Raw genomic sequence first — 10,378 nt, forward strand, 5'->3', positions numbered from 1 at the left:
TTTTCATCCCCACCCCGCAATCCGCCTCCGGGCCGGGGGTGGGGGGCGGGTTTTTGTTTCTGGCTGCTCGATGCGGCCGCGGCCGCGTGACGGGACCGCCCCCGCGGGCCGCCGGCCCCTGACCGGCGGCCCGCGGGGATCGGCTCAGCGATGCCGGCGGTGACGGCGCATCATCGGCCTGCGTGCCGTCATGCTGCCCATGCGCGCGGTCCGATGCTGGCCGGCGAAGGTGCTGTTGCCGGTCGCCGCCGCGTTGCGGTCGAGGCCGTCGCCGGCGGCGGCGTGGCCCGGCAGGCTCGATCCTGCCAGGAGGCCGAGGGCCAGTGTCGCGCCGAGGAGGAGGGTGTTCATGTCGGGATGGCTCTCTCGAGGATGCGATCGTCGTGCCCGAACGGGCTTCGGGCAGGCGGGTATCCATCCGCTCAAGGCATCGTGACCGACGGCACCGGGGGAGATCCGAGGCGGGCGCCTCGCCCACGAAGTCCCGCGGCGGCGATGCACCTGCGGCCATGGCGTCGGGGGGCGGTGCTCTGCTAGGTCAGGCGTCTTCGGGACGGGTGAGAGGGACGCTATGATCGACGGGGTGCGGATTCTGGTCCTGGCGGCGCTCGCCGGCGTCGCCGTCGCGGGGCCGGCCACGGCGCAGGGCGCCAAGCCCGCCTTCGTGTTCACCGGCATCCCCGACCAGGACGAGAGCCGCCTGGTCGAGCGCTTCGGCAAGGTCGCGGCCTACCTCGAAGGCAAGCTCGGCGTGCCGGTGACCTACATCCCGGTGAAGAACTATCCGGCGGCCGTCACCGCCTTCACCAACGGGCAGGTGCAGCTCGCTTGGTTCGGCGGCTTCACCGGCGTGCAGGCCCGCAAGGCCGTGCCGGGCTCGCAGGCGATCGCGCAAGGGGCCGAGGATGCCGCCTTCAAGACCTACCTCATCGCCAACGCGAAGACTGGCCTTGCGAAGGCGGCCGACTTCCCGACGGACATCGCCGGCAAGAGCTTCACCTTCGGCTCGCGCGCCTCGACCTCGGGGCGGCTGATGCCGGAATACTTCATCCGGCAGGCCTTTCCCGGCAAGATCCCCGAGCAGGTCTTCCCGACGGTGGGCTACTCGGGCGATCACAGCCGGACGATCCAGCTCGTCCAGTCGGGGGCCTTCGCCGTCGGCGCGGTCGACTACTCGGTCTGGGATCTCGACACCAAGGCCGGCAAGGTCGACCCCAAGGCGGTCTCGGTGATCTGGGAGAGCCCGACCTTCCCCGACTACCAGTGGACGGTCCGCGGCGACGTCGACGCGATCTACGGCGAAGGCTTCACCGCGCGGCTGAAGGCGGCGCTCGTCGGCATCACCGATCCGGCGATCCTCGCGCCGTTCGGCCGCTCGAAGTTCATCCCCGTCGATAACGCGGCCTATGCGCCGCTGATCGCGGTGGGCCGGTCGACCGGCCTGCTCGACTGACCCGACGATGGCCGAACCTGCGATCCGGCTGACGAACGCGAGCGCCGCCTACGACGGGCGCGCGGTGCTCTGCGGCATCGACCTGACGGTCCGCGCGGGCGAGCGGGTCGCGCTGATGGGGCGTTCCGGCGCCGGCAAGTCGACGCTAATCGGCCTGATCCAGGCGCAGGCCCCGGAGCGGGTCGCCCTGGTGCCGCAGGCGGCCGCGCTCGTGCGGACGCTGTCGGTGTTCCACAACGTCTACATGGGCCGGCTCGACCGCCGCTCGACCCTGCACAACCTGCGCACCCTGGCCTTCCCCGCCGCCGCCGACCTCGCCGAGATCCGCGCGGTGCTGGCCCGCGTCGGGCTGGCGGAGAAGATCCGCGACAAGGCCGGCGCGCTGTCGGGCGGGCAGCAGCAGCGGGTCTCGGTCGCCCGCGCGCTCTACAACGGCCGGCCGATCCTGGTCGGCGACGAGCCGGTCTCGGCGCTGGACCGGATGCAGGGCGCCGCGGTGCTCGCCGAGATGGCCCGCAGCCACGAGACCCTGGTGGTGGCCCTCCACGACGTCGCGCTGGCGCTCGCCCACACCGACCGGATCGTGGTGCTGGATGCCGGCCGCATCGTCCTGGACGCGCCGGCCCGCACCCTCGACGCCGCCGCGCTGAGCCCCTTCTACCAGGCGGCGGCGTGATCGGGCGGCAGCGCTCCGCCCCGGGCTACGCCGCCGTCAGCCGCTGGTTCGCGGCCGCGGCGCTCGCCGCGCTGTTTCTCGCCGACCTGCACGTCACCAGCTTGAACCCCTGGGCCGATCTCCAGCGCCTGCTGGCCGGGCTGATCCGGCCGGACCTGCTCTCGGTGGAGGGCTGGAGCGTCGTCTACACCGTCGCCTTCGCGGTGCTCGGCGTGACGTGTGGGGCCGGCACCGGGTTCCTGCTGGCGATTCCCTTCGCGCGGTTCCGCAGCATCCGCCTCCTCTGCGCCGGGCTCCGCGCCGTGCACGAGCTGTTCTGGGCGCTGCTGCTGATGCAGGTGTTCGGGCTCTCGGCCACCACCGGCATCCTCGCCATCGCCCTGCCCTACGCGGGCATCTGCGCGAAGGTCTATTCGGAGATCATCGAGGAGGCCGACCTCTCGGCCCTGCGGGTGCTGCCCGAGGGCACGGGCAGCGTCTCCGCCTTCCTCTACGCCCGCCTGCCGGAGGTCGCCGGGTCCTTCCGGCACTACACGCTCTACCGCTTCGAATGCGCCATGCGCTCGACCCTGGTGCTCGGCTTCATCGGCCTGCCGACCATGGGGTTCTATCTCGAATCCGCCTTCCGACAGGGGCGCTACGCCGAGGCCGGCGCGCTGCTCCTGGTGTTCTACGCGCTGATCGGCTCGCGCCGGCTCTGGGTGCGGGTGGGGTCCGTGCCGGTGCTGATCGCGGCGAGCGCGCTGGCGCTGCCGGCCACGATCGGCACCACGAACGTCGGCGCCAGCCTCCTCCGCTTCCTCACCCACGACGTCGTCCCCGCGCCCCTGCGCGGCGCCAGCCTTCTCGATCCCGAAACCCTGCCCCGCCTCTGGGCCTGGTTCGTGCCGATCCTCACCGGGCAGATCCTCCCCGGCGCGGTGCAGACGCTGGTGCTGGCGCAGATCGCCCTCGTCGCCACCGCCCTCGGTGCGCTCGTGCTGTTCCCGCTGGTGTCGCGCCGGTTCTCCGGCCGGTTCGGGTCGCCCGCGGGGCGCGTGCTCCTCGTGGTGCTGCGCTCGACGCCGGAATACATGCTCGCCTACGTGCTGCTGCAGATGCTCGGCCCCTCGATGCTGCCGGCGATCCTCGCGCTGTCGATCCACAACGCCGGCATCATCGGCTATCTGATGGGCCGCCACGCCGACGCGCTGCCCTACCGGGCGGACGCGCCGCGCGGCCTGAACCTCTACGCCTACGAGACCGTGCCGCGGCTCTACGGGCAGTTCCTCGCCTACCTGCTCTACCGCTGGGAGCTGATCCTGCGCGAGAGCGCGATCTTCGGCATCCTCGGCGTCGCGACGCTCGGCTACTACGTCGACGCCGCGATCTCGGAATTGCGCCTCGACGTCGCCGTGGTGCTGATCGCGGCCACCGCCGCGATGACGGTCGCGGTCGACGCCGCGTCGCGGGCGCTGCGGACGGCGTTGCGCATCAACACCCTGCCGACGCGGCTCGCCGACCCGGTGACGGGCCCCCCGCCGGCGCCCGCCCGGGCCTGAGATCGGATGCCAACCATGCTCAACTGCGCGATCCTCGACGACTACCAGGGCGTCGCCACCACGCTGGCGGACTGGTCTCCCGTCCGGGACCGGGTCGCGCTGCGGACCTTCCGCGCGGGCTTCGCGACGCAGGACGCGCTGGTCGAGGCCATCGCCGAGTGCGAGATCGTGGTGATGATGCGCGAGCGCACGCCGTTCCCGGCCGCCCTGCTCGCGCGCCTGCCGAAGCTGAAGCTCCTGGTCACGTCCGGCATGCGCAACGCGAGCATCGACCTCGCGGCGGCCAAGGCACGCGGCATCACCGTCTGCGGCACGGCGAGCGGTTCCGAGCCGCCGGTGGAGCTGACCTGGGCGCTGATCCTGGGCCTCGCCCGCCGCGTCGTGCCGGAGGCGAACGCGCTCCGGGCCGGCGGCTGGCAGACGAGCGTGGGCGCGGATCTCGCCGGCCGCCGCCTCGGCATCCTGGGGCTCGGCAAGATCGGGACCCGCGTCGCCCGCATCGGCCAGGCCTTCGGCATGGCGGTCTCGGCCTGGAGCCCGAACCTCACGGCGGAGCGGGCGGCGGAGGCCGGCGTCGCGCTTGCGCCGTCCAAGGCGGACCTGCTGGCCGGGAGCGACGTGGTCTCGATCCACCTGGTGCTGGGCGAGCGCACCCGCGGGCTCGTCGACGCCGCGGCGCTGGCGCTGATGCAACCCCACGCCCTGCTGATCAACACCGCGCGGGCGGGCCTCGTCGACGGGCCGGCGCTGCAGGCCGCGCTCCGGGAGGGGCGGATCGGCGGAGCCGGCCTCGACGTGTTCGAGACCGAGCCGCTGCCGGCGGACTCGCCCTGGCGCAGCCTGCCGAACCTACTGGCCCTGCCCCATCTCGGCTACGTCAGCGAGGCCAACTACCGCACCTACTTCACCGAGGCGGTGGCCGACATCCAAGGGTTTCTCGACGGCGCGCCGGTGCGGGTGATCGAGTGACGGACGCGATCGTCGCCGGATCGCCCGCGGGTCCCTTCTCCCAGGGGGAGAAGGACAGGATGAGGGGCGTGCGTCGTCCGGAGAGGCTGCACCTCTCACGCCGGTTCTCGGGTTCCAGGCTATCGGATTCGCCCCTTCCGCACCGATGAGCGGAAGGAGTAAGCCCCCCCACCCCGAGCGCTCGCGGGTCGAGGCATGAGACCCCTACGGAGAGGTCACGCCCCTCATCCCACCCTCCTCCCCCTGGGAGAAGGCGCCATGGAGCGCTGCCCCGGGATCACCCCTTCACCAGCGGGCAGCCGCCCTCGGCCAGCGGGCGGAACACCTCGTTGCCGGGGTTGACCGCCAGGACGTTGTAGAGGTCCCACTCGCCCTTGGATTGAGCTGGCGTCTTCACCTCGAACAGGTACATGTCGTGGATCTTGCGCCCGTCGGCGCGGATCGTGCCCTTGCCGAAGAGCGGGTCGTCGGTCGGCATGTCCTTCATCTTGGCGACGACGGCCGCGCCGTCCTTCGCCGAATGCAGCGCTGCCACCGCCTTCAAGTAGTGCAGGAAGCCGCCGTAGACGCCGGCCTGGTAGGCGGTGGGCTTGCGGCCGCCGTCGCGCTTCGCGAAGCGCTCGGAGAAGGCGCGGGTCCGGTCGTTGAGGTCCCAGTAGAACGCCTCGGTGAGCGTCAGCCCCTGGGCGATCGTGGTCCCGAGGGCGTGGATGTCGGTCGAGGAGATCAGCAGCGCGGCCAGCGCCTGCCCGCTCTCGCGGATGCCGAACTCGTGCGCCTGCTTGATCGCGTTGGCGGCATCGCCCCCGGCATTGGCGAGCCCGATCACCTTGGCCCCCGATCCCTGCGCCTGGATCAGGAACGACGAGAAATCGGCGGTCGGGAACGGCGTCTTGACGGTGCCGAGCACCGTGCCGCCGTTCTTGAGCACCACCGCGCGGGTGTCGCGCTCCAGCGCGAGGCCGAAGGCGTAGTCGGCGGCGAGGAAGAACCAGGTGTCGCCGCCGCGCTTCAGCATCGCCTTGCCGTTGCTGGTCGCGAGCGCCACCGTGTCGTAGGTCCAGTGCACGGTGTTGGGGGTGCATTGCGCGCCGGTGAGGTCCGGCGTGCCGCCGCCGGAATTCACGAAGACCTTGTTCTTCTCGCGGGTGATCGCGTTGACGGCCAGCGCCACCGAGGAGGTCGGCACGTCGAACACCGCGTCGACCCCGTCGCGGTCGTACCATTGCCGGGTCAGCGCGGCGCCGATGTCGGGCTTGTTCTGGTGGTCGGCGGAGACGATCTCGACGGACAGCCCGTGCTCGGCCGGCTTGAAATCCTCGAGCGCCAGGCGCGCGGCGATCACCGCGCCCTCGCCGGTGGAGTCGGAATAGACCCCCGAGCGGTCGTTGAGCACGCCGATCTTGACGGGCGCGAGGTCCGTCGGGGCGGTCTTCTCCTGTGCGAGCGCCGCGTGCGCGCCGACGAGGCAGGCGGCCGCGGTGACGAGGTGGCGGATCATGGCGTCTCTCCCGAGGGACGCCGCCGGCAGCGTTCATCGCCGCTCGGCCTTCGCGTCCGGACGCCATTGAGCGCGAAAGGCGGCCGCCTGTCAGCCGTCCGTCGTGCCGGATCGGGCCGTGTGTAACCGGGGTGCGCGCGGGCCGGAGGCCTCAGCCGGCCGCCAGCCCCGGGACCGGCACGCCGAACGCCTGCGCCAGCAGGACCGCGTTGAGGCAGAGCACGAGGGCCGCGCCCGCCACCGCCGCGACCCGCGTCGCGCGCCGGTTGGCGAAGGCGCCCATCAGGTCCGGGCGGCGGGTGAACAGCACCAGCGCGATCATCGGCACCGGCAGCGCCAGCGACAGCACCACCTGCGAGAGCACCAGCGCGCGGGTCGGGTCGACGCCGATCCCGATCACCACGAAGGCCGGCACCATCGTCGCCAGCCGCCGCACGATCAGCGGCACGCGCCAGCCCAGGAAGCCCTGCATCACCATCTGCCCGGCCATCGTGCCGACCACCGAGGACGAGACGCCGGACGCGATCAGCGAGACCAGGAACGCGCCCGCGGCCGCCGGGCCGAGCAGCGGCGTCAGCGTCCTGTAGGCCTGGTCGATCTCGGCGACCTCGCTGTGGCCGAGGTGGAAGGCGGCCGCCGCCATGATCACCATGGCGATGTTGACCAGGCCGGCGAGCGCCAGCGCCACCACCACCTCGCGGTTCGAGTAGCGCAGCAGCAGGCGCCGGTCGGCGTCGTTGCGGACCCCGCCGCGTCCCTGCGTCAGCCCCGAATGCAGGAACAGCGCGTGCGGCATCACCGTCGCGCCGATGATGCCGACCGCGATGGTCAGCGCCTCGGCGTCCGGGATCCGCGGCGTCGTCAGCCCCCTGGCCGCGTCGGCCCAGGCGATCGGCGCGATGAACAGCTCGATCGCGTAGCAGAGGCCGATGGTCGCCACCATCGCGCCGATGACGATCTCCATCCAGCGGAATCCGCCGCGCTCGAGCAGCAGGATCGCGTAGGTGACGACGGCCGTGACCACCATGCCGGCGAACAGCGGCATCCCGGTGAGCAGGGCCAGGCCGATCGCGCCGCCGAGGAATTCCGCGAGGTCGGTGGCCATCGCGGCGAGCTCGCTCACCGCCCACATCGCGAGCCGCACGGGCCTCGGGAACTCGTCGCGGCAGAGCTCGGCGAGGTTGCGGCCGGTGACGATGCCGAGCTTGGCCGAGAGCGCCTGGAACAGCATCGCCACGAGGTTGGCGGCGAGCACCACCCAGAGCAGGCCGTAGCCGTACTTGGCGCCGGCCTGGATGTTCGTCGCGAAGTTGCCGGGGTCCATGTAGGCGATCGACGCCATCACGGCCGGCCCGGTGAACAGCAGGAAGCGGCCGCGCCCGACGGCCCGCCCGTCGAGCACGTCGCGGATGCGCCGCTCCGTGCGGAGGCTCAGGCTGTCGCGCTGCGGTGCGGTCCGGCCGCCGGCCGGCGTGTCCCCGATGGGTTGGTCCATGAACGTCGCCGCGATCCTGCCCGGCCCCGTGCCGCGCGCTTTATAGCATGAGCTATAAAGATGTGCTCGGGCTCAAGGTCAAGATCGAATCTTGCGCGCGCCCGGGGCTCCCCTTCCGCGCCGCTTTTGCTAAACAGGCTGCCTGCGCCGCAGCCGCCCGGCCTATGGGTGTGATCGCAGGCTTCGGGCGCGAAACCGCAAAGCGTTTCCGCGCGACCTGCCCAAGGGGGGAGAGAGCCGGCACCATGCAGGATCCGCCACGATCCGAGCCCGCGCTCATCGACCCGGAGGTCCATGTCGAGAGCTTCCGGCAGGCCCGCGAGGCCCGGCGCTCCGAGCTCGTCGAGGACTACGTCGAGCTGATCGCCGACCTGATCGGCGACGGCGGCGAGGCGCGCCAGGTCGACATCGCCGCCCGCCTCGGCGTGGCGCAGCCGACCGTCGCCAAGATGCTGAAGCGGCTGGCCGAGGACGGCCTCGTGCAGCAGCGCCCCTATCGCGGCGTGTTCCTCACCGAGGCCGGACGGGCGCTCGCGAGCCAGGCGCGCGAGCGCCACCGCATCGTCGAGCGCTTCCTGTGCGCCCTCGGGGTCAGCCCCGAGACCGCGCGGCGCGACGCCGAGGGCATCGAGCACCATGTCAGCGGCGAGACCCTGGAGGCGTTCCGGCGCTTCTGCGAAGGCCGGCCCGACGCGTGACGCTCGGCGCCTTCGACCCGGGTCGGAGGCATCCGCCGCAGCGGCGGCCCACGTTCGCGCCTGCGGCCGAGCCTCGTCGCCTCCGAAGGCGGATCTCACCCGAACAGGTCGACGGTGGTGAAGCCGCGGGCTTCCAGGCGCTCGGCGAGCACGCGCCGGTGGCAGCGCTCGGGGGCGCGCTCGAAGCAGAGCAGGCAGGTCGGCGCGGCCTCGGCCATCCCGGCGAGCGCATCGAGGGCGAGGCCGCCGTCGGCGGTGTCGAGCACGGCCTCGCAGTAGATCCTGCGCATCAGCGCCGCGTCGTGGCCGCGGGCCGCCTCGCGCCCGGCCTTCGGCGTGCCGAGGCTGCGCAGGTGGGCGTAGGCGAGGCCCGCCTCCTCGATCCCGGCCTTGAGCGCCCCCTTCGAGAACCCGCGCTTGCGCGAGTTGGCGACCGCCCGCACGTCCGCGAGCAGGCCGCATCCGGCCTCGCGGAGGGCGGCGGTCAGGCGCTCCGGATCGAGCCCTTCGTAACCTATGGTGAACAGAACCTTACCCAACCCGAGCCCTCCGAAGAAGCGAGGCGGCAGCGTGACTTAACCCGCGGCGCGCGGGCCGGCGCGGACGCGCTCCACGCGGTCATGTGTCTCGTCCGACACGGGTTCCGGAATTCCGCCGCATTGACGGCAAAAGTCTGTTAACCGCCCCGGGGCCATCGAATAGCTCTGTTGTGGCGCTTCACCAGATGGCGGGCCGGGCATCGATGTCGCTGAGGAATGCTCGTCCCGTGGATCTCGCCTCGACCTCGGCCGGCCTGCGCGCGGTCGCCAAGCGCATCCTGGCGGCGACGCTTCTGGCGAGCCTCGCGGCTTGCGCCTCCAACAACGACTTCTACCCGACGAACGGCGACGCGAAGCCCCATCCGGGCGTCGCGCGGGCCAAGAGCCATCCGATCCAGGGCATCGACATCTCGAAGTGGCAGGGACCGGTCGACTGGGCCTCGGTGCGCGCCGCCGGCACCCAGTTCGCCTTCATCAAGGCGACGGAGGGCGGCGACCACGTCGACGACCGCTTCCGCGCAAACTGGGACGCCGCCGGCCAGGCGGGCGTGCCGCGCGGCGCCTACCACTTCGTGTTCTGGTGCCGCTCGGCCAAGGAGCAGATGGACTGGTTCAAAAAGAACGTCCCCAACGACCCGACCGCCCTGCCCCCGGTGCTGGACGTGGAGTGGAACGGCCATTCGCAGACCTGCCCGAAGAAGCTGCCGAAGGCGCAGGCCCTGGCGATGACGACCTACATGCTCGAGGAGATGGAGCGGTACACCGGCAAGCGGCCGATCATCTACACCGACATCACCTTCCACAAGGACGTGCTCGAGGGCGAGCTGCCGGATTACCCGCATTGGCTGCGCTCGACCGCAGCCGAGCCCGAGCAGCGCTTCGCCAACCGCAAGTGGATGCTGTGGCAGTTCACCTCGACCGGCCGCGTGCCGGGGGTGCGCGGCGACGTCGACCGCAACGCCTTCTACGGGACGCCGGCCGAGTGGGCCTCGTTCCTCTCGACCGATTGCGACCCACGCGAGCACCGCCGCCTCTCCGAGCAGGGCCTCTGCACCGGCAAGTAGAAAGCCGGCCGGCACCCCTCTGAAAGCGCTTCCCGCCGACGCGCGATCGCGCCGGCGCAGCCGCGCGCAAATGTCGAAAAATCATCGAATTCGCGCGTCTTCTGTCCACTAATGGACGGACTGCGGCCGGGTCGCTCCTGTAGGTTGTGACGATCCGCCCTCCACCGTCGAATCGCATGTCGGTCGCGTCTTCCTCCCCGTTCGACGGCAACCGCCTGCTCGAGAGCCTGCGCGGCGCCGACCGCGCCCTGCTGGCGCCGCATCTCGAGCCGGCCGCCTACGAGAAGGGCGACGTGCTCTTCGCCACCGGCGCCGAGGTCGGCGCGATCACGTTTCCCTGCCGGCAGACGGTCGTGACCCTGCTGATCGCGATGCAGGACGGCCGCAGCGCCGAGACCGCCACGATCGGCTGCGAGGGCGCCGTCGGCGGCGCGGTCAGCGA

At 71.8% G+C, this 10,378-nt stretch carries 10 protein-coding genes and 1 pseudogene; 7 read left to right on the top strand and 4 right to left on the bottom strand.

Features of this window, described 5'->3' with window-relative positions:
- Nucleotides 1-144: 144 nt before the first annotated feature.
- A complete protein-coding gene (locus FV223_RS11520; RefSeq protein WP_147727176.1) occupies nt 145-351 on the bottom strand; it encodes a hypothetical protein in 207 nt (68 codons plus the stop codon).
- Between the two features lie 232 nt (nt 352-583).
- Between FV223_RS11520 and FV223_RS11525 the strand changes: the two genes are divergently transcribed.
- Genes FV223_RS11525 through FV223_RS11540 form a run of 4 tightly spaced genes read left to right on the top strand, consistent with a single transcriptional unit; the run spans nt 584 to nt 4,639 of the window.
- Nucleotides 584-1,453, top strand: coding sequence for a putative selenate ABC transporter substrate-binding protein (locus tag FV223_RS11525; protein WP_246686369.1), 870 nt, complete (start codon nt 584-586; stop codon nt 1,451-1,453).
- A gap of 7 nt (nt 1,454-1,460) precedes the next feature.
- Nucleotides 1,461-2,129 carry an ATP-binding cassette domain-containing protein gene (locus FV223_RS11530; RefSeq protein ID WP_147727178.1) on the top strand — a complete coding sequence of 223 codons (669 nt, stop codon included), beginning with the start codon at nt 1,461-1,463 and terminating at the stop codon, nt 2,127-2,129.
- On the top strand, nt 2,126-3,670 hold the full coding sequence (locus FV223_RS11535) for an ABC transporter permease (RefSeq protein WP_147727179.1): 1,545 nt from the start codon (nt 2,126-2,128) through the stop codon (nt 3,668-3,670). Before FV223_RS11530 ends, FV223_RS11535 begins: the two co-directional genes overlap by 4 nt.
- A 15-nt stretch (nt 3,671-3,685) precedes the next feature.
- Nucleotides 3,686-4,639 carry a D-2-hydroxyacid dehydrogenase family protein gene (locus tag FV223_RS11540; RefSeq protein ID WP_210246705.1) on the top strand — a complete coding sequence of 318 codons (954 nt, stop codon included), beginning with the start codon at nt 3,686-3,688 and terminating at the stop codon, nt 4,637-4,639.
- Nucleotides 4,640-4,916: 277 nt separating this feature from the next.
- On the opposite strand, the gene FV223_RS11545 is transcribed toward FV223_RS11540, so the two are convergent.
- Together FV223_RS11545 and FV223_RS11550 are read right to left on the bottom strand one after the other, a co-directional pair.
- Nucleotides 4,917-6,140 (bottom strand): ABC transporter substrate-binding protein, encoded by a 1,224-nt coding sequence (locus FV223_RS11545; RefSeq protein ID WP_147727181.1) that lies wholly within the window; start codon nt 6,138-6,140, stop codon nt 4,917-4,919.
- A gap of 151 nt (nt 6,141-6,291) precedes the next feature.
- Nucleotides 6,292-7,635 carry an Nramp family divalent metal transporter gene (locus FV223_RS11550; RefSeq protein ID WP_147727182.1) on the bottom strand — a complete coding sequence of 448 codons (1,344 nt, stop codon included), beginning with the start codon at nt 7,633-7,635 and terminating at the stop codon, nt 6,292-6,294.
- A 245-nt stretch (nt 7,636-7,880) separates the two neighbouring features.
- Between FV223_RS11550 and mntR the strand changes: the two genes are divergently transcribed.
- Complete coding sequence (mntR, locus tag FV223_RS11555) at nt 7,881-8,333, top strand: manganese-binding transcriptional regulator MntR (protein WP_147727183.1); 453 nt, start codon at nt 7,881-7,883, stop codon at nt 8,331-8,333.
- A 95-nt stretch (nt 8,334-8,428) separates the two neighbouring features.
- On the opposite strand, the gene FV223_RS11560 is transcribed toward mntR, so the two are convergent.
- On the bottom strand, nt 8,429-8,872 hold the full coding sequence (locus FV223_RS11560) for a DUF488 domain-containing protein (RefSeq protein WP_147727184.1): 444 nt from the start codon (nt 8,870-8,872) through the stop codon (nt 8,429-8,431).
- 203 nt (nt 8,873-9,075) lie between these two features.
- On the opposite strand from FV223_RS11560, the gene FV223_RS11565 reads away from it, so the two are divergent.
- Entirely contained in the window at nt 9,076-9,936 is an 861-nt protein-coding gene (locus FV223_RS11565) for a glycoside hydrolase family 25 protein (RefSeq protein ID WP_243933174.1), read from the top strand.
- 176 nt (nt 9,937-10,112) lie between these two features.
- Nucleotides 10,113-10,378 (top strand): annotated as a pseudogene (locus tag FV223_RS11570) (Crp/Fnr family transcriptional regulator); the annotation flags it as partial.

The organism is Methylobacterium sp. WL116 (genome assembly GCF_008039455.1).
Taxonomy (GTDB): Bacteria; Pseudomonadota; Alphaproteobacteria; order Rhizobiales; family Beijerinckiaceae; genus Methylobacterium.

What these genes read in the sequence shown, in the direction of transcription:
- FV223_RS11550 (WP_147727182.1), bottom strand. Translation starts at nt 7,635, where the DNA reads ATGGACCAACCCATCGGGGACACGCCGGCCGGCGGCCGGACCGCACCG.
- FV223_RS11565 (WP_243933174.1), top strand. Translation starts at nt 9,076, where the DNA reads ATGTCGCTGAGGAATGCTCGTCCCGTGGATCTCGCCTCGACCTCGGCC.
- FV223_RS11540 (WP_210246705.1), top strand. Translation starts at nt 3,686, where the DNA reads ATGCTCAACTGCGCGATCCTCGACGACTACCAGGGCGTCGCCACCACG.
- FV223_RS11545 (WP_147727181.1), bottom strand. Translation starts at nt 6,140, where the DNA reads ATGATCCGCCACCTCGTCACCGCGGCCGCCTGCCTCGTCGGCGCGCAC.
- FV223_RS11520 (WP_147727176.1), bottom strand. Translation starts at nt 351, where the DNA reads ATGAACACCCTCCTCCTCGGCGCGACACTGGCCCTCGGCCTCCTGGCA.
- mntR (WP_147727183.1), top strand. Translation starts at nt 7,881, where the DNA reads ATGCAGGATCCGCCACGATCCGAGCCCGCGCTCATCGACCCGGAGGTC.
- FV223_RS11530 (WP_147727178.1), top strand. Translation starts at nt 1,461, where the DNA reads ATGGCCGAACCTGCGATCCGGCTGACGAACGCGAGCGCCGCCTACGAC.